This window comes from Undibacterium sp. 5I2 (genome assembly GCF_035019605.1).
Taxonomy (GTDB): Bacteria; Pseudomonadota; Gammaproteobacteria; order Burkholderiales; family Burkholderiaceae_D; genus Undibacterium.
The window spans coordinates 1-16,700 of the sequence record NZ_JASJVS010000012.1 but is presented as its reverse complement, the minus strand read 5'-3'; the positions used below and the strand labels follow the sequence as shown (position 1 = coordinate 16,700).

Below are 16,700 nucleotides of genomic sequence, written 5' to 3'. Positions count from 1 at the left end.
TTTGTCATTGAATCGCTTACTGGTTCGAGGCTTTAAATAAACCTGCAATTCAGCTTTTTGCCGCGTTTGTTTTTGTGCTGCAGCAAAATTTAACATTCATTTTTGGATACTAGACAATGAAAAAATCATTCCTCGCACTTGCTCTGATCAGTGCTTTCTCCGGTGCGGCATTCGCGCAATCTTCCGTCACAATCTACGGTATCGCTGATGCTGGCGTTCAAGGTTTGAGCACAGGTTCGGGCAAAGTTTTCTCGCTGCAAAGCGGTCAAGAAAACGGTTCGCGTTTGGGTTTCAAAGGTACTGAAGATCTGGGCAACGGCTTGAAAGCCAACTTCGTACTCGAACAAGGTATCAACATCGACACCGGCGCATCGGGTCAAAGCGCTACGTTCGGTCGTCGTGCTACAGTCGGTCTGTCCAGCGATTTCGGTACAGTCGATCTGGGTCGCGACAAGAGCCCGACTTTCAAATTCTTTGATAACTTCGATCCATTCGCTTCCGGTTTCATCAACAGCGGTAACGGTTTGTCTGGTATCTACACTATCGGTGGCAATGCAACAACAACTGGCGTAACCAGCACTTCACGTGGTCGCGTTACTAACTCGGTTTTCTACGCTACACCAAACACACTGAGCGGTTTCACTGCTCTGGGTCAATATGGTTTCGGCGAAGCCGCTGGTGACAACTCCAATGGCCGTTCCCTTGGCGTCAACCTCGGTTACAAAATCGAAGGTTTGGAACTCGGTTACAGCTACCTGAAAGACAACGCTACTAGCGCAGCATTGGTAACTAACGGCAAAAAAGCCAACACAGTTGCTGCTACTTATGATTTCGGCGTCGCTAAACCAGTCGTTATCTACCAAAAATCGACTGACGATTTGGGTCTGAGCAAAAAGACATACACACTGGGCGTCACAGTTCCAGTGACTACTGCTGGTAAAGTTTTGGCTACTTTCACTAACGTGAAAAACGACACAGCATTCGGTACTAAAGGTGCTACTGTTGGTTCGGCTAAACAATTCGCAGTTGGCTACCAATATGCTTTGTCCAAGCGTACTGATTTGTACACAGCGTATGCTCGTACAAACCAAGATGCTAACTCGGCTGGTTTCGAAGGTCTGAAATCTTCCCTGGGTGCAAACATCAATGAAGTAACTGCTGGCGTTCGTCACCAGTTCTAATTGATGTCAGGCGTAAGCCTGATGCCTGAGCTTGAGTAAAAAAGGAGCGGTCTTCAGACTGCTCCTTTTTTTATGCGTATCGGCGCGCACTCTGATCGATTATTGCTGACCGAGCCGGTGCCGCTTTGTTACAATGTCAGCACCCACTACTATCGTGTACCCCAGCCGGTGCACAAGGACACGCATCATGAAAATTTCCTTCGCTCGTTGCGCCACGCTGCTGTCTGGCTTGTTGTTTGCCATCAGTCTCACCCATGCCCAGACGCCTGCCAAGCCAGCCGCTTTGGCCGTGCCACCGCAGATGGAAAAACTGGAAGAAGGACCGCCGGATTCTGGTCTGTCGGTCGGCAAGCCTGTACCCAAGAACAAGAGCTCGGAAATTCGCGATAATTCCGGCAAAGTCAACGAAGTCAAAGTCGATGCCGGTGCCAGTCATTACACCCTCAAGGCCGATCCCGAAGTCGGCAACGCACCACGCGGTACCGCGCAAGGGCAGGGTAATCGTCCGCCACAATGGACCCTGTTTGAATTCGGCCACAAAAAAGAGAGTAAAGAAGTCGAGCCCTTGCCGGTCTTGCCGTCAGCACCGGAGCAGGCTGCACCTGCGAGTCCTTCCAATAAATAAGTTTTTTTGAATTTGATATCACAATGGCAGTTTTTACCCCAGTGACACTGAGTGATCTCAGTCCGTGGATGGAACAATTTCCACTCGGAAAAGCAACAGCGATCAAGGGCATCGCTTCCGGCATAGAAAACAGTAATTTTTTTATCAGCACCGATGCTGGTGACTATGTCTTGACGATTTTTGAAAATCTCAGTTTTGAACAACTGCCTTTTTATCTTGGTTTGATGCGCCATTTGGCCGCGCATGGCGTGCTGGTGCCGGCACCGGTCGCCAGTGCCGACGGCAGCTTGGTGGTGGCCTTGCTCGGTAAGCCGGCCGCGATCGTCAGTAAGCTGGCAGGCTGTTCGCAAATGTCGCCGCAAGCCAGCCATTGTGCTGAAGTTGGGGCGATGTTGGCGCGCATGCATTTAGCCGGGCAAGATTTCCCTCTGCATCAAGACAATTTGCGCGCGCTCGACTGGTGGCATGCCACCACGCCAAGCGTTTTACCGTTCCTATCCGATGAGCTACAGCACTTATTGCGTGCCGAAGTGCATTTTCAAGATGCCTTCCACAGTACTGCCACTTGGCATGCTTTGCCGCGTGGGCCGGTACATGCCGACTTATTCCGCAATAATGTCATGTTTGACGGTGAGCAACTGACCGGCTTCTTCGATTTTTATTTCGCCGGTTGTGATACTTGGCTGTTTGATGTGGCCGTGACCGTGAATGACTGGTGTATCGATGTGGCCAGCGGCGCACTCGACCCAGTGCGAGTGGCTGCCTTGCTTGAGGCTTATCATCGTGTGCGCCCGTTTACGCTCGATGAAGGCCATGCTTGGCAAGCGATGTTACGGGCGGCGGCGCTGCGGTTCTGGCTCTCGCGTCTGTATGATTACTATCAGCCGCGTGATGCGGAAATGCTCACGCCGCACGATCCGGCGCATTTTGAGCGCATTTTACGGCTGCGCGAAGCGCTGCCGGTGCACGCCTTGCCGGGCACGGTATGACGCCGGCCGTTCCGGTATCGGGGTGGGCTTGGGTGAAGCGCGGCTTTGCACTGTTTCGGCGCCAGCCGGCGGAATTGCTGACACTGTTTTTTGCCTATATGTTTATGAATATGGCCATCGGTCTGATTCCAGTGCTCGGCCAAATTTTGCCGTTCATCCTCATTCCGGTGTTTGCGATGAGTTTCATGGAAGCCTGTGAATGCATAGAGCGCGAGGAAAAAGTCAGCCCTAAGCTGTTGCTGGTGGCGTTTCGTGCACCGGCCCTGCGGCGCTTGCTGGCGCTCGGCGTGTTGTATCTGCCGGCCATTGCCGCGGCGATTTTTATTTCCAGCTGGTTTGATGGCGGCGCACTGTATGAGTTTTTGACCAGTACCGAAGCGTTTGATCCTAAGGATTTGCCAGCTGATCGTTTGTTTTCCGGCATGCTTGCGGCCGCCTTGGCCTATGTGCCGGCCTTGATGGCATTTTGGTTTGCGGCCCCGCTGATCATGTGGAAAAACATGTCGGTCGGTAAAGCCTTGTTTTACAGCTTCTTTTCAGTTTGGCGTGCCGGCAGGACTTTTCTGGCTTTTGCCGGGGTCTGGATGCTCATTGCCGGGATCGTTCCCACCATAGTCAGCGTGATTATCGCCATCATCATCGGTGATCCGCGCTTGGTGGTATTGCTGATGATGCCGGCGTCGGCCTTGCTGACCACGGTCTTGTATTGCTCGTTCTACCCGACTTACCGTGATACCTTCGGTCAGCCGGGTGTCGATACTCACGCCTGAACGGCGTGCTCGGAAGCCAGTTCGAGATCGTCGATGATTTCGAAGCTGTGCGTCATGCTGGCGGTTTTAGCCAGCATGATCGAGGCCGAGCAATACTTCTCATGCGATAACTTGATCGCACGCTCGACCATCGCCGGTTTCAATTGCCGTCCGCGCACGGTGAAGTGAAAGTGCACGGTGGTAAATACCTTGGGTTCGGTGCTGGCGCGCTCTGCCGTCAACTTGACGTCGCAAGCACGGACGTCCTGCTTGCCCTTGCGTAAAATCAGCACCACATCATAGGCGCTGCAGCCACCAGTGCCGAGCAATACCATTTCCATTGGCCGTGGTGCCAGATTATGACCACCACCTTCCGGTGCGCCATCCATCAAGACGGCGTGGCCGGAGCCGGTTTGCGCTAAAAATGCCATGCCACCGGTGCCGGTCCAGCTGACTGTTGCTTCCATCGTGTACTCTTTCTGTTCGTGGTGAATGATGCAAAATTGTACTGCATTCGAGCCTTGTTGGAATATTGCCGCATAGCCCGCCGTTTACCTTGCACTGCACCATTTCTTGTCCTATTATTGACTCGTCGGTCATCAGTACCTCAGCAGCGCTGAAGTGCTGCACATGCCCAAGCAATTGTCTCCTCCACCTACCCCTTTGGTGGATTCAACCCGCAGCCAAGCGCTGCGGGTTTTTTTTAACTGAAACGGCATTTCTGCTTAAATTTTAAACAGTTCTTGCGCTCAGTCTTAGAAAATACTATAATTTCCGATTCTCGATTTGCCCGAGCGAGAAGTTGACAAGGGAGAGTCTGCCGTCACATTGGCAGAACCACCGCATTAGGGCATATTTAACTTTTTAGGATTCAACATGAAAACCTTTTCCGCTAAGGGCCATGAGGTTCAGCGCGACTGGTTCGTGATTGACGCGACAGATAAAGTACTCGGACGTGTTGCCAGCGAAGTGGCACTCCGTTTACGCGGCAAACATAAACCGGAATTTACTCCTCACGTCGACACGGGCGATTTCATCGTCGTTGTCAATGCAGGTAAACTGCGCGTGACAGGCACGAAAGCTCTGAACAAAACATACTACCGTCACACTGGTTATCCAGGCGGTATCTATGAAACAAATTTTACGAAAATGCAACAGCGTTTTCCAGGTCGTGCACTCGAGAAGGCAGTTAAAGGCATGTTGCCTAAAGGCCCACTCGGTTATGCAATGATCAAGAAGCTGAAAGTGTACGCAGATGCAACACATCCGCATGCAGCTCAGCAACCACAAGTACTCGTACTCGACATCTAAGGATAGCCATGATCGGTAATTACAACTACGGAACTGGTCGTCGCAAGAGCGCAGTTGCTCGCGTATTCCTGAAATCCGGCAGCGGCAAGATCGTTGTGAACGGTAAGCCAGCAAACGAATATTTCTCGCGTGAAACAGGTTTGATGGTTATCCGTCAACCACTGGAATTGACTAATAATCTCGAAACATTCGATATCATGGTCAATGTTCACGGCGGCGGCGAATCCGGTCAATCCGGTGCAGTTCGTCACGGTATCACTCGTGCTCTGATCGACTACGATGCAGCATTGAAACCTGAGCTGTCGAAAGCCGGCTTCGTGACTCGTGATGCACGTGAAGTTGAACGTAAAAAAGTTGGTCTGCGCAAAGCTCGTCGCGCAAAACAATTCTCCAAGCGTTAATTTTTTCGCTGGAAATTGGCTCGCAAAAAGCCGTCCGAACTTGGTTCGGACGGCTTTTTTACTTCTTGATCAGGCTTGCTGCGTGTTAGTGAGAATCCGTAGTGAGTCTGCTGGTAGAATAGTGAAAAATTTCTTGCAAGGAAAATTAAATGATTAAAGTTGGTATCGTTGGCGGCACCGGTTACACCGGCGTTGAATTGCTGCGTTTGTTGTCTACTCACCCCGAGGTCGAATTGACCGCGATTACTTCGCGGAAAGAAGATGGCTTGCCGGTTGCAGAGATGTATCCCTCGCTGCGTGGCCGCGTCAAGCTGGCCTTTTCGGCACCGGAAAAAGCCGATCTGCTCGGCTGTGATGTGGTATTTTTTGCCACCCCGCATGGCGTGGCAATGGCTCAGGCGCGCGAATTACTCGCCGCCGGCGTCAAAGTCATCGATCTGGCGGCCGACTTCCGTATGCAGGATGTGGCGCAGTTTGAAAAATGGTATGGCATCCCGCATAGCTGTACCGATGTGTTGAAGCAAGCTGTGTATGGCTTGCCTGAGCTCAATCGTGCTGCAATCAAGACGGCCAAGGTCATCGGCAACCCCGGTTGTTATCCAACGACGATGCAACTCGGTTATCACCCCTTGCTGAAAGCCGGTGTCATCGATGCCGCCAGTTTGATTGCCGATTGTAAATCGGGCGTCTCGGGTGCCGGCCGTAAAGCCGAGATCGGCATCTTGTTTTCCGAAACCAGCGATAGCTTCAAGGCGTATGCCGTGTCTGGTCATCGCCACACGCCTGAAACGGTGGAGCAATTGCAGCGCATGAGTGCCGACAAGGTGGAACTGCTGTTCACGCCGCATTTGGTGCCAATGATACGCGGCATGCATTCGACGCTGTATGCGCGTTTGAAGCAAGAAATCAGCAACGAAGCTTTGCAAGCTCTGTTTGAGCAAGCCTACCAAGACGAGCCCTTTGTCGATGTGATGCCGTTTGGCTCGCATCCTGACACCCGTTCGACGCGGGCCTCGAATATGTTGCGCATCGCCATACATCGGCCGAATAACGGCAATACCGTGGTGGTCTTGGTGGTGCAAGATAATCTGGTCAAAGGTGCATCAGGGCAAGCTGTGCAGTGTATGAATTTGATGTTCGGTCTCGATGAAACTTGCGGTTTGTTGCATGTTCCAGTCTTACCTTAACTGACACATGGCGAAACCCCGATTTTGGCAGCGGCGCCAACTGGCGTCCAAAATGACCATCTCGCATCAACAGCCGTGGCATATCAAATTGATGTTGTCGGCGCTGGTGATCGGGGTCGCTGCGGCGGTGGCTTGGTGGACTTATGACATGGGCCGTAGTTTTGCGTTCGGTCCGCAGATTCAGCCAGATCAGGTGCAAGCCTTGCAAGCTGAATTGAGCGAATTACGCCTTGAGCGCGATAAATTATCGCTCAGTGCCAATACTATCGAGAGCAAACTCAATATCGATCACTCGATGCAAAAGGAATTGGCTGAGCAAGTCAAAACCCTGATGATGGAAAATCAAAAGTTGAAGGATGATTTGGCGTTTTTTGAAGGCTTGATTCCTGCGGTCAATGGTTCTGAGGGGGTGGCGGTGCAAAATCTGAAGGTCGAAATGCAAGCGCCGGGCCAATTACGTTATCGTGCTTTGGTGATGCAAGGTGTCAAAAACCCACACGATTTCAATGGCGAGTTGCAACTTTCCCTGAGTTTGGTACAAGCCGGGAAAGCTGTTACGATGCAGTTTCCCGATCCGAAGTCAGGCGAGGCAGGAAAATTGAAATTATCTTTCAAACATTACCAGCGACTCGAAGGGGTAATTACCCTTCCCGATGGGGCGATTGCCAAGACTGTACAAGTCAAAGTGCTCGATCGTGGGCAAATTCGCGCCCAGCAAGCGGTTAATTTATAAATTCGGGGCGCTGGTTCCCGAAAAGGAAAATCTCATGTTCAACCGTAAAGTTAAAAATACCATAGACAGTTTGATCGGTACCACCACCCGTATCGAGGGCGATTTGCATTTCAAGGGTGGCTTGCGCATCGATGGCCATATTTGTGGCAATGTCATTGCCGATACCGAAGCTTCGAGCATGCTGATCATTTCTGAGCAGGCGGTCATCGATGGCGAAGTCCGCGCCGCGCATGTGGTGGTCAATGGTGCCATCAATGGCCCGGTGTTTTCCACCGAATTATTAGAGTTGCAAGCCAAAGCGCGGATTTCCGGCGATGTGCACTACAAAACACTGGAAATGCTCAGCGGTGCGCTGGTCACGGGTAAGCTGACCCATGAAGTCGCGCAAGAACAAGTGTTGTTCAAGCTGGCGTCGTCGAATGGCTAAGCTTTCCAGTATTGCTGGTCCGCATTGATCGACAGCGGCATAGTTTTGCCAGCAGGTTTATAATAGGCTGATCTTAGATTGAAGGAGTGTGAAATGAACGCTGTTGCCGACGCTGTTGCAGAATTACCTACCCCCATCGTATTTACCGAAAGTGCTGCTTCGAAAGTGGCGCAATTGATAGAAGAAGAGGGCAATCCTGAGCTCAAACTGCGCGTCTTCGTACAAGGCGGCGGTTGTTCCGGGTTTCAGTATGGTTTCACCTTCGATGAAATCACCAATGAAGACGACACCACCATGACCAAAAACGGCGTGCATCTGTTGATCGATGCGATGAGCTACCAGTACTTGGTTGGTGCCGAGATCGATTACAAAGATGACCTCGAAGGCGCACAGTTCGTGATCAAGAATCCGAATGCCAGCACCACTTGTGGCTGCGGTTCTTCGTTCTCGGTGTAAGTTGTCGTAACTTGCTGCGAGCATGAAAAAAATGGGACGCTCAGGCGTCCTTTTTTTATGTCTTGAAAACAATTCAGTGATGTTGCCCAAACTATTCATCCTCAAAACCAGCAAAGCTCATTACACTGAGTCATAAAAATCAATAAGGACCAGCATGGAGCAGATCAGTTCAGGGATTGATGCAGCACGGCAGACGCAGATTGCGCAGGCACTGCGCGAAATCATGCCGGCACATTGCGTGTTGCACAAGGAAAGTGATACCCGGCCCTACGAATGCGATGGCTTGGCGGCGTTTCGTCAGTTGCCGATGATCGTATGCTTGCCTGAAAATGAAGCGCAGATCATCGCCGTCATGGCAGTGTGCCGGCGCTTCAAGGTACCGGTGGTACCACGTGGGGCCGGTACCGGTTTGTCGGGCGGTGCCTTGCCTTTGGCTGACGGCATCGTGCTCTCCACCGCCAAGCTCAATCAAATCATCAAGGTCGATGCTTATGCCAGAACTGCGGTGGTGCAGCCGGGTGTGCGCAACCTGGCCATCTCGGAAGCGGTGGCGGCGCTCGACCTGTATTACGCGCCCGATCCCTCGTCGCAAATCGCCTGCACCATAGGTGGGAATGTCGCGGAGAATTCCGGCGGCGTGCATTGTTTGAAGTATGGCCTGACCGTGCACAATGTGCTGCAGGTACGCGTCGTGACTATCGAGGGTGAGGTGATCGAACTCGGCAGTGGCGCGCTCGATGCGCCCGGTCTTGATTTGTTGGCCGTGTTCGTTGGCTCCGAGGGCATGCTTGGCATCGTCACGCAAGTGACGGTACGCTTGATTCCAAAACCACAGGTAGCGCGCGTGATCATGGCCTCGTTTGACGATATCGTCAAAGGCGGCAATGCGGTGGCTAATGTGATCGCGGCCGGCATCATTCCGGCTGGATTGGAAATGATGGACCAGACTTCCTCGCGCATGGTCGAGCCGTTTGTCAAAGCCGGTTATGACGTCGATGCCGCCGCGATTTTGTTGTGCGAATCGGATGGCACCGTCGAAGAAGTCGAGGAAGAAATCGGCCGGATGACGGCGGTGCTGGAAACTGCCGGCGCGACGGCGATACAGGTGTCACAAAGCGAAGCTGAGCGCTTGCGCTTTTGGTCGGGGCGGAAAAATGCGTTTCCGGCGGCCGGCCGTATTTCGCCCGATTATTACTGCATGGATGGCACGATTCCGCGCAAACGCTTGGCGCAAGTATTGACTGGTATTTCGGCGATGGAACAGAAGTATGGTCTGCGTTGTGCCAATGTTTTTCATGCAGGCGACGGTAATCTGCATCCGCTCATCATGTTTGATGCCAACTTGGCCGGTGAATTCGAACGGGCCGAAGCTTTCGGTGCTGAAATTCTCGAGCTGTGTGTCGAAGTCGGTGGCACCATCACCGGCGAGCACGGTGTTGGCATAGAAAAGATCAATTCGATGTGCGTGCAGTTTTCACGCGCCGAGCTCGATGCTTTCTTTGCTGTCAAACGGGCCTTCGACACGCATTTCCTGCTCAATCCCGACAAGGCGATTCCGACCCTGCACCGGTGTGCCGAATATGGTCGTATGCATGTTCGGAACGGGCAGTTGAAGTTCCCGGATTTACCGCGTTTTTGACACGCTACACAAGCGCGCGTAGTTTCAGTATGACCTCAGGCCCACAGTGGGCATGGCTAGATTTCTCTTGGATACGGCAATGAATACGATCTTACAACAATTCCGCGCGCGCATCGTGGCCGCCGCCGCCGCTGGCGAGGCGCTGCAAATTCGCGGTGGTGGCAGCAAACACTGGTATGGCCAGACGCCGGTCGGGAATGTGCTCGACACCCGGCCCTATGCCGGCATTTTGGCTTATGACCCGACCGAATTGGTGCTGACCGCCAGAGCGGGCACGCCGCTGGCGGAGATCGAGGCGGTGCTGGCGCAAGAGAATCAAATGTTGGCGTTTGAACCGCCCCATTTTGGTTCGACGGCGACCTTGGGTGGCATGCTGGCCAGCGGTCTCTCCGGACCGCGGCGGCCGTATGTCGGCGCGCTGCGCGACTTCATTCTCGGTGTCAGCGTGATGGATGGGCGCGGCGAGATGCTGGAATTCGGCGGCCAGGTAATGAAAAATGTCGCCGGTTATGATGTCTCGCGTTTGATGGCCGGCGCGCTCGGTAGCCTCGGTCTGGTGCTCAATGTGTCGGTCAAGGTGTTACCGCGCCCATTTGATGAACTGACCTTGGTGTTCGCCTTGTCGGAAGCCGATGCCTTGCGCAAGATGAATCAATGGGCCGGGCTGGCTTTGCCGATTTCTGCCAGCAGTTGGCAAGTCGGGCGCTTGATGTTGCGCTTGTCGGGCGCGCGCGCGGCGGTACAAGCGGCCAGACAAAAACTCGGCGGCGAAGTTTTGCATGAGGGGGTGGCTTGGTGGGCTGGCTTGACCGAGCAAACTCATGATTTTTTTGCGCAGGATGAAGAGCATGGCTTATGGCGTTTGTCGTTGCCATCGACGGCCGCCGCATTGACGCTGACCGGGAAAACTTTGATCGAGTGGGGCGGGGCACAGCGTTGGCTGTTTTCCGATGAACCGGCTGCGGCTATCCGCGCGGCGGCGACGGCGGCTGGCGGTCATGCGACTCTGTTTCGCGGCGGTGATAAAGCGCTCGGCGTATTTACTCCCTTGGCGGCACCGTTGGCGCGTATCCATGCGGATCTCAAGCAGTCCTTCGATCCTGCGCATATCTTCAATCCCGGCCGTATGTACAAGGATTATTAATTCATTATGCAAACCAATCTCGCTGATTTCATCAAACACACCCGTGCCGGCGCAGAGGCCGATGAAATTTTACGCAAATGCGTACACTGCGGCTTTTGTAATGCCACTTGCCCGACCTATCAATTACTCGGTGACGAGCTCGATGGCCCACGCGGGCGCATTTACCAAATCAAGCAAGTCTTGGAAGGTACGCCGGCGACGCTGGGTACGCAATTGCATCTCGATCGTTGCCTGACTTGCCGCAATTGTGAAACCACCTGCCCATCGGGCGTGCAGTACAGCCGTTTGCTCGATATCGGCCGCGCCGTGGTGGAACAGCAGATTGGCCGCAGCCCGGGGCAACGATTGCTGCGTGCCGGTTTGCAGGCAGTGTTGCCGCGGCCAGCCATCTTTGGCCCGCTGCTGCGCACTGGACAAGCGCTGCGCGGCTTGCTGCCACAAGCCTTGAAAAACAAACTGCCGGCCAAGCAGGATGCCGGTGTCTGGCCGCGTGTTACGCATGCGCGCAAAATGCTGCTGCTCGATGGCTGCGTACAGCCAGCCATGGCACCGAACATCAATTTTGCCACCGCCCGGGTGTTGTCACATCTCGGTATAGAATTGCAACGGGCACCGAAAGCCGGCTGCTGCGGCGCGCTGCGCCACCACCTCAATGAGCAAGAGGCGGCCTTGCAGGATATGCGTAACAATATCGATGCCTGGTGGCCCTTGGTCGAAGCCGGTGCCGAAGCCATCGTCATGACCGCTTCGGGTTGCGGCGTCACGGTCAAAGAGTATGGCCATTTGCTTGCGCATGACCCGGTCTATGCCGATAAAGCGGCGCGAATTGCGCTGTTGACGCGCGATTTATCGGAAATTCTGCCGCAGTTTGAAGCGCAACTGGTGCAGGCGCTGCAGGGTAAAATCAGCGCCCGCGTGGTCTGGCATCCGCCTTGCACGCTACAGCATGGACAGCAAATCCGCGGTAAGGTCGAAGGCTTGCTCAAAGCGATAGGGGTCGATGTACGTCTGTGCGCAGACAGCCATTTGTGCTGCGGCTCGGCCGGCACCTATTCGGTATTGCAGCCGAAGTTATCGTATCAATTGCGTGACAATAAACTCAAGAATCTGTTGGCCAGCCAACCCGATGTGATCGTTTCGGCCAACATCGGTTGTCTCACGCATTTACAGTCCGGTACCGCGACGCCGGTACGGCATTGGGTAGAGTTGATCGATCAGGTCTTGTCATGATACGGACCTTTTCGGTACTGCTGATTTTTCAGTGCCTCGGTGAAGGCTTGGTGTATTTGTTCGGCTGGCCGGTGCCGGGGCCGGTGATCGGCATGCTGCTGCTGTTTTGTTATTTGTTGTGGCAAAAACAGGAAGCGGCACGGCTGGCACCGGGCGTGCAGGAATTACTGCGACATTTATCCTTGTTATTCATTCCGGCCGGGGTAGGCATCATGGTGCATGGAAAAATGGTGCTAGACCAATGGTTGCCGCTGACGGCCGCACTGGTCATCAGTACTGCGATTTCCATCGTGGTGACAGCGTGCTGCGTGCGGTATTGGCAAAAATGAGCAATCGTCTCGCCGAAGTCTGGGTGTATCTGGCGGCCTCGCCCTTGTTGGGCCTGACCGCCACCCTGCTGGCCTATCAATTCGCTTATGCGTTGTACACGCGTGCCAAATTCAGCCCTTTGGCGAATCCGGTGGCGATCTCGGTGGCGCTGCTGGTGATCGTGCTGCTGGCTACTGGGGTGTCGTATCAAACTTATTTTGCCGGTGCCCAGTTCGTGCACTTCTTGTTAGGGCCGGCGACGGTCGCGCTGGCGCTACCCTTGTATCAACAACTCGATAAATTGCGGCGGCAATGGCGCGCGTTTTTGGCCGGTGCGCTGCTCGGCAGTGCTTCGGCCATCGTCTCGGCCATGCTGATTGCCAAGGCGCTCGGCGCTTCGCAGGTGACGGTCTTGTCCTTGGCGGCGAAGTCGGTGACCATGGCTATCGCCATGGGCATTACTGAAAAAATCGGCGGTTTGCCATCTTTGACGGCGGCACTGGTGATGTTGACCGGTATACTCGGTGCCATGATGGCGGCTTCCATACTCGACCGCTTACATATTCGCGACGCCAGCGTGCGCGGCTTTGCGCTCGGTGTGGCGGCCCATGGCATCGGTACTGCCAGGGCCTTCCAAATCAGTGATGAAATGGGTGCCTTCGCCGGCTTGGCGATGGGCTTGTCGGGTTTGCTGACGGCCTTGGTATTGCCGGTGCTATTGCGTGTTTTTGCAGTGATTTGAGCTCAGCGCGCCAGCAATAACTTCACATCAGCGATCAGATCAGCCGGTGCAGTTTGCGGGGCGTAGCGGCGAAATACGCTGCCGTCTTTCGCGATCAGAAATTTCGTGAAATTCCATTTGATCGCTTGGCTGCCGAGCAGGCCAGGTGCCGCGGCTTTGAGATGGCGGTACAGCGGATGGGCGGCTGCACCGTTGACATCGATTTTCTCAAACAGCGGGAAACTGACGCCATAATTTTTTTCGCAAAAACTGCCGATTTCAGCGGCCGTGCCCGGTTCCTGGTGGCCGAACTGATTGCATGGGAAACCGAGGACTGTGACACCGTGATCCTTGAATTCCTGATAGACGGCTTCGAGGCCTTGATATTGCGGCGTGAAACCGCACTTACTGGCGGTATTGACGACCAATACGACTTGTCCCAGATACTGCTGGAGGTCGACGTCTTGACCGCTTAAATTGTTAACATGGAAATCGAGTGCATGGCTCATGATCAGAGTATCCCTAAATGGTGAGTGCCGGCGCTGAGGTCACGGTCTTTGGAGTCTTTACCTTGCAACATGATGGCCAAGCGCAGTTCATTGACGGAATCGGCGTTGCGCAGGGCATCTTCATAAGTGATTTTGTCGGCTTCATGCAAATCGAACAAAGCTTGATCGAAGGTTTGCATACCGAGTTCGCGCGACTTCTTCATGATTTCTTTCATTTCATGAACTTGGCCTTTGAAAATCATGTCAGAAATTAAAGGCGTATTGAGCAGTACTTCGACCGCAGCGATGCGGCCTTTGCGGCCTTTGACCGGAATCAAGCGTTGCGAAATCACGGCCTTGAGGTTGAGCGACAAGTCCATCAGCAATTGTGCGCGGCGTTCTTCCGGGAAAAAGTTGATGATACGGTCGAGCGCTTGATTCGAGCTGTTGGCATGTAGGGTGGCTAAACACAAGTGCCCGGTTTCGGCAAAGGCGACGGCAAAATCCATGGTTTCGCGGTCGCGAATTTCACCAATCTGTATCACGTCGGGCGCTTGTCGCAGAGAATTTTTCAGTGCCGAGCCCCAGTCTGCGGTGTCGATGCCGACTTCGCGCTGCGTGACGATGCAATTGCCGTGTGGATGCACATATTCGATAGGATCTTCAATCGTGATGATGTGGCCATAGCTGTTTTCATTGCGATAGCCAAGCATGGCCGCCAGCGTGGTCGATTTGCCGGAGCCGGTGGCACCGACCATGATCACCAAGCCGCGCTTGGTCAGCGAGACTTCTTTCAATTGTTCCGGTAAGCCGAGATCGGCTAACTTGGGAATGGCGGTGGTGATGGTGCGCAAGACCAAACCGACCCGGCCCTGTTGCATGAAGGCAGACACCCGAAAGCGTCCCATCCCGGCCGGGTTGATCGCAAAATTACATTCCTTGCTCGATTCGAATTCCGAGGCTTGCTTGTCATTCATGATCGCGCGTGCCAAATCGACCGTGTGCGCGGCCGTCAGCGGCTGATTCGATACCGGTGTGACGCGGCCATCGATCTTGAAAGCCGGCGGGAATTCGGCGGTGATGAATAAATCTGATCCGTTTTTGCTCAGCATCAGTCTGAGCAAGTCATTCATGAATTTGGTAGCCTGATCGCGTTCCATCGTATGCGGGTCCTGTTTGGGTTTAGCCGGGGAAGTTGTCCGGGATTTTCGCCGCGGCGCGTGCCGTGGCGACAGAAATCACATTGCGTCGTACCAGATCGGTCAGATTCTGGTCCAGCGTTTGCATGCCCAGATTACTGCCGGTTTGGATGGCTGAGTACATCTGAGCGATTTTTGATTCGCGTATCAAATTCCGAATCGCCGGTGAGCCAAGCATGATTTCATGGGCGGCGACGCGACCGGAGCCGTCTTTGGTTTTGAGCAGAGTTTGTGAAATCACCGCTTGCAGCGACTCTGACAGCATAGAACGGACCATTTCTTTTTCTTCGGCCGGAAACACGTCGACGATACGGTCGATGGTTTTGGCGGCAGACGAAGTATGCAGGGTGCCGAACACCAGATGGCCGGTTTCGGCCGCCGTCAATGCCAAGCGTATGGTTTCGAGATCGCGCAACTCGCCGACCAGAATGGCATCGGGATCTTCGCGCAAGGCCGAACGCAGCGCATTATTGAACGACATCGTGTGTGGCCCGACTTCGCGCTGGTTGATCAGACATTTTTTCGATTCGTGCACGAATTCGATAGGATCTTCTACCGTCAGAATGTGGCCGTATTCATTTTCATTGAGGTGATTGACCATGGCCGCGAGCGTGGTTGATTTGCCCGAGCCGGTAGGGCCTGTCACCAAAACCAAACCGCGCGGTTTGAGCGCGAGATCGCCGAAAATACGCGGGGCATTGAGTTGCTCAAGTGAGAGAATTTTGGATGGAATCGTGCGCATGACGGCCGCCGCACCACGTTCCTGGTTGAAGGCATTGACGCGAAAGCGCGCCAGTCCAGGAATGGAAAACGAGAAATCGCATTCCAGCGTTTCTTCGTAAGCCTTACGCTGGGAATCATTCATGATGTCATAAATGAGTTCATGCACATCTTTATGTTCCAGCGGCGGCAAATTAATCCGTCGCACATCGCCATGTACCCGTATCATCGGCGGTAAGCCGGAAGATAAGTGCAGATCGGAGGCATTATTCTTGACAGAGAATGCCAGCAGTTCAGAAATGTCCATTTATAATTCCGGTAAAGAGTGCAGTGCGTCGTCGCTGGAACAGCGCCGATGGCAGCGAGGTCAATGATGCATGTAGATACAAGAGTCCCCCGATTATGTCCTTAATTTCTGACAACTTGCAAGCCGTACTTGCTGATATTCAATACGTTGAGCGACAAGCCGAGCGCGAGCCCGGTCAAGTCCGCTTGTTGGCCGTATCGAAAACTTTCGGCACAGATGCCGTACTGGCTGCGGCGCAAGCCGGGCAGCTCGCATTCGGCGAAAATTATTTGCAGGAAGCATTAGATAAAATCACGGCAGTGCGTGAGATGGCACCGCAATTGGCGTTGGAATGGCATTTTATCGGGCCGATACAAAGCAATAAAACCAAACCGATAGCTGAAAATTTTTCTTGGGTGCATTCTGTCGATCGCGCTAAGATTGCCGAGCGTTTGTCAGCACAGCGACCAAGCGATCTGCCAGCATTGAATATTTGTATACAAGTGAATATCAGCGCAGAAGCGAGTAAAAGTGGTGTTTTGCCGGAGCAAGCACTCGCATTGGCGCAAGAAATAGCCGCTCTGCCACATTTACGTTTGCGCGGTTTGATGGCCGTGCCAGCCGCGAGCAATGATATGGAACAACAACGCGCCGCGTTTCGTCAACTGCGCGCCTTGAGCGACACAATACGCCAGCACGGCATCGCCCTCGATACTTTGTCGATGGGAATGAGTGCCGATTTAGCAGCGGCGATCTGGGAAGGCAGCACGATGGTACGTATCGGTACAGCAATTTTTGGGAGCAGACAGTGTCAATTACCCCGGCCTCAAGAGGCTGTCGCAAAAGCCTGATGGACGTTTTTTACACCTGAAACACCGCATACCTCGTCATTCCCGCATGCTTTT

General features: G+C 53.7%; 20 protein-coding genes. 16 read left to right on the top strand and 4 right to left on the bottom strand.

From position 1 onward, the window contains the following. Nucleotides 1-116: 116 nt before the first annotated feature. From QN359_RS06390 to QN359_RS06375, 4 genes are all read left to right on the top strand, one after another. On the top strand, nucleotides 117-1,181 hold the full coding sequence (locus QN359_RS06390) for a porin (RefSeq protein WP_322250830.1): 1,065 nt from the start codon (nucleotides 117-119) through the stop codon (nucleotides 1,179-1,181). Between the two features lie 187 nt (nucleotides 1,182-1,368). Then, nucleotides 1,369-1,806, top strand: a complete 438-nt coding sequence (locus QN359_RS06385) for a hypothetical protein (RefSeq protein ID WP_322250831.1) — start codon at nucleotides 1,369-1,371, stop codon at nucleotides 1,804-1,806. A 23-nt stretch (nucleotides 1,807-1,829) separates the two neighbouring features. Next, nucleotides 1,830-2,795 (top strand): homoserine kinase, encoded by a 966-nt coding sequence (locus tag QN359_RS06380; protein WP_322250832.1) that lies wholly within the window; start codon nucleotides 1,830-1,832, stop codon nucleotides 2,793-2,795. Next, complete coding sequence (locus QN359_RS06375; protein WP_322250834.1) at nucleotides 2,792-3,565, top strand: BPSS1780 family membrane protein; 774 nt, start codon at nucleotides 2,792-2,794, stop codon at nucleotides 3,563-3,565. The genes QN359_RS06380 and QN359_RS06375 overlap by 4 nt, the downstream gene beginning before the upstream one ends. Here QN359_RS06375 and QN359_RS06370 read toward each other — a convergent pair. Beyond that, on the bottom strand, nucleotides 3,556-4,011 hold the full coding sequence (locus QN359_RS06370) for an OsmC family protein (protein WP_322250835.1): 456 nt from the start codon (nucleotides 4,009-4,011) through the stop codon (nucleotides 3,556-3,558). The two genes, QN359_RS06375 and QN359_RS06370, sit on opposite strands and share 10 nt — an antisense overlap. Nucleotides 4,012-4,420: 409 nt before the next feature. On the opposite strand from QN359_RS06370, the gene rplM reads away from it, so the two are divergent. The 11 genes from rplM (at nucleotide 4,421) to QN359_RS06315 (ending at nucleotide 13,123) form a co-directional block, all read left to right on the top strand. Continuing rightward, a complete protein-coding gene (rplM, locus tag QN359_RS06365) occupies nucleotides 4,421-4,855 on the top strand; it encodes a 50S ribosomal protein L13 (RefSeq protein WP_322250836.1) in 435 nt (144 codons plus the stop codon). Nucleotides 4,856-4,863: 8 nt separating this feature from the next. Further along, a complete protein-coding gene (gene rpsI, locus QN359_RS06360) occupies nucleotides 4,864-5,256 on the top strand; it encodes a 30S ribosomal protein S9 (RefSeq protein ID WP_110255177.1) in 393 nt (130 codons plus the stop codon). Nucleotides 5,257-5,405: 149 nt separating this feature from the next. Next, complete coding sequence (argC, locus tag QN359_RS06355) at nucleotides 5,406-6,443, top strand: N-acetyl-gamma-glutamyl-phosphate reductase (protein WP_322250837.1); 1,038 nt, start codon at nucleotides 5,406-5,408, stop codon at nucleotides 6,441-6,443. Nucleotides 6,444-6,495: 52 nt separating this feature from the next. Beyond that, on the top strand, nucleotides 6,496-7,176 hold the full coding sequence (locus tag QN359_RS06350) for a DUF6776 family protein (protein ID WP_322250838.1): 681 nt from the start codon (nucleotides 6,496-6,498) through the stop codon (nucleotides 7,174-7,176). A gap of 34 nt (nucleotides 7,177-7,210) precedes the next feature. Beyond that, nucleotides 7,211-7,603, top strand: a complete 393-nt coding sequence (locus tag QN359_RS06345; RefSeq protein ID WP_322250839.1) for a polymer-forming cytoskeletal protein — start codon at nucleotides 7,211-7,213, stop codon at nucleotides 7,601-7,603. A gap of 93 nt (nucleotides 7,604-7,696) precedes the next feature. After that, a complete protein-coding gene (erpA, locus tag QN359_RS06340; RefSeq protein ID WP_322250840.1) occupies nucleotides 7,697-8,059 on the top strand; it encodes an iron-sulfur cluster insertion protein ErpA in 363 nt (120 codons plus the stop codon). Nucleotides 8,060-8,213: 154 nt separating this feature from the next. After that, on the top strand, nucleotides 8,214-9,698 hold the full coding sequence (locus QN359_RS06335; RefSeq protein WP_322250841.1) for an FAD-linked oxidase C-terminal domain-containing protein: 1,485 nt from the start codon (nucleotides 8,214-8,216) through the stop codon (nucleotides 9,696-9,698). 79 nt (nucleotides 9,699-9,777) lie between these two features. Beyond that, on the top strand, nucleotides 9,778-10,842 hold the full coding sequence (gene glcE / locus QN359_RS06330) for a glycolate oxidase subunit GlcE (RefSeq protein WP_322250842.1): 1,065 nt from the start codon (nucleotides 9,778-9,780) through the stop codon (nucleotides 10,840-10,842). Between the two features lie 6 nt (nucleotides 10,843-10,848). Next, complete coding sequence (gene glcF, locus QN359_RS06325) at nucleotides 10,849-12,072, top strand: glycolate oxidase subunit GlcF (protein ID WP_322250843.1); 1,224 nt, start codon at nucleotides 10,849-10,851, stop codon at nucleotides 12,070-12,072. Continuing rightward, nucleotides 12,069-12,401: a CidA/LrgA family protein gene (locus tag QN359_RS06320; protein WP_322250844.1), complete on the top strand. Its 333-nt coding sequence runs from the start codon at nucleotides 12,069-12,071 to the stop codon at nucleotides 12,399-12,401. The genes glcF and QN359_RS06320 overlap by 4 nt, the downstream gene beginning before the upstream one ends. Beyond that, entirely contained in the window at nucleotides 12,398-13,123 is a 726-nt protein-coding gene (locus tag QN359_RS06315) for an LrgB family protein (protein WP_322250845.1), read from the top strand. The genes QN359_RS06320 and QN359_RS06315 overlap by 4 nt, the downstream gene beginning before the upstream one ends. A gap of 2 nt (nucleotides 13,124-13,125) precedes the next feature. Here QN359_RS06315 and QN359_RS06310 read toward each other — a convergent pair whose 3' ends face one another. From QN359_RS06310 to QN359_RS06300, 3 genes are read right to left on the bottom strand one after another with little or no spacing between them, the layout of a single operon-like run. Then, the gene (locus QN359_RS06310; protein ID WP_322250847.1) at nucleotides 13,126-13,611 is read right to left on the bottom strand and encodes a glutathione peroxidase; all 486 of its coding nucleotides are present in this window, start codon (nucleotides 13,609-13,611) and stop codon (nucleotides 13,126-13,128) included. Nucleotides 13,612-13,613: 2 nt separating this feature from the next. Further along, nucleotides 13,614-14,750, bottom strand: a complete 1,137-nt coding sequence (locus QN359_RS06305) for a PilT/PilU family type 4a pilus ATPase (RefSeq protein WP_322250848.1) — start codon at nucleotides 14,748-14,750, stop codon at nucleotides 13,614-13,616. A 22-nt stretch (nucleotides 14,751-14,772) separates the two neighbouring features. Then, a complete protein-coding gene (locus QN359_RS06300) occupies nucleotides 14,773-15,816 on the bottom strand; it encodes a type IV pilus twitching motility protein PilT (protein WP_322250849.1) in 1,044 nt (347 codons plus the stop codon). A gap of 95 nt (nucleotides 15,817-15,911) precedes the next feature. On the opposite strand from QN359_RS06300, the gene QN359_RS06295 reads away from it, so the two are divergent. Next, nucleotides 15,912-16,646, top strand: coding sequence for a YggS family pyridoxal phosphate-dependent enzyme (locus tag QN359_RS06295; protein ID WP_322250850.1), 735 nt, complete (start codon nucleotides 15,912-15,914; stop codon nucleotides 16,644-16,646). Nucleotides 16,647-16,700: the final 54 nt, after the last annotated feature.

Coding starts and splice junctions, on each gene's coding strand:
- QN359_RS06345 (WP_322250839.1), top strand. CDS start 7,211: ATGTTCAACCGTAAAGTTAAAAATACCATAGACAGTTTGATCGGTACC.
- rplM (WP_322250836.1), top strand. CDS start 4,421: ATGAAAACCTTTTCCGCTAAGGGCCATGAGGTTCAGCGCGACTGGTTC.
- QN359_RS06370 (WP_322250835.1), bottom strand. CDS start 4,011: ATGGAAGCAACAGTCAGCTGGACCGGCACCGGTGGCATGGCATTTTTA.
- QN359_RS06320 (WP_322250844.1), top strand. CDS start 12,069: ATGATACGGACCTTTTCGGTACTGCTGATTTTTCAGTGCCTCGGTGAA.
- QN359_RS06310 (WP_322250847.1), bottom strand. CDS start 13,611: ATGAGCCATGCACTCGATTTCCATGTTAACAATTTAAGCGGTCAAGAC.
- erpA (WP_322250840.1), top strand. CDS start 7,697: ATGAACGCTGTTGCCGACGCTGTTGCAGAATTACCTACCCCCATCGTA.
- rpsI (WP_110255177.1), top strand. CDS start 4,864: ATGATCGGTAATTACAACTACGGAACTGGTCGTCGCAAGAGCGCAGTT.
- glcF (WP_322250843.1), top strand. CDS start 10,849: ATGCAAACCAATCTCGCTGATTTCATCAAACACACCCGTGCCGGCGCA.
- argC (WP_322250837.1), top strand. CDS start 5,406: ATGATTAAAGTTGGTATCGTTGGCGGCACCGGTTACACCGGCGTTGAA.
- QN359_RS06295 (WP_322250850.1), top strand. CDS start 15,912: ATGTCCTTAATTTCTGACAACTTGCAAGCCGTACTTGCTGATATTCAA.
- QN359_RS06335 (WP_322250841.1), top strand. CDS start 8,214: ATGGAGCAGATCAGTTCAGGGATTGATGCAGCACGGCAGACGCAGATT.
- QN359_RS06350 (WP_322250838.1), top strand. CDS start 6,496: ATGACCATCTCGCATCAACAGCCGTGGCATATCAAATTGATGTTGTCG.
- QN359_RS06385 (WP_322250831.1), top strand. CDS start 1,369: ATGAAAATTTCCTTCGCTCGTTGCGCCACGCTGCTGTCTGGCTTGTTG.
- QN359_RS06315 (WP_322250845.1), top strand. CDS start 12,398: ATGAGCAATCGTCTCGCCGAAGTCTGGGTGTATCTGGCGGCCTCGCCC.
- QN359_RS06390 (WP_322250830.1), top strand. CDS start 117: ATGAAAAAATCATTCCTCGCACTTGCTCTGATCAGTGCTTTCTCCGGT.
- QN359_RS06300 (WP_322250849.1), bottom strand. CDS start 15,816: ATGGACATTTCTGAACTGCTGGCATTCTCTGTCAAGAATAATGCCTCC.
- glcE (WP_322250842.1), top strand. CDS start 9,778: ATGAATACGATCTTACAACAATTCCGCGCGCGCATCGTGGCCGCCGCC.
- QN359_RS06305 (WP_322250848.1), bottom strand. CDS start 14,750: ATGGAACGCGATCAGGCTACCAAATTCATGAATGACTTGCTCAGACTG.
- QN359_RS06380 (WP_322250832.1), top strand. CDS start 1,830: ATGGCAGTTTTTACCCCAGTGACACTGAGTGATCTCAGTCCGTGGATG.
- QN359_RS06375 (WP_322250834.1), top strand. CDS start 2,792: ATGACGCCGGCCGTTCCGGTATCGGGGTGGGCTTGGGTGAAGCGCGGC.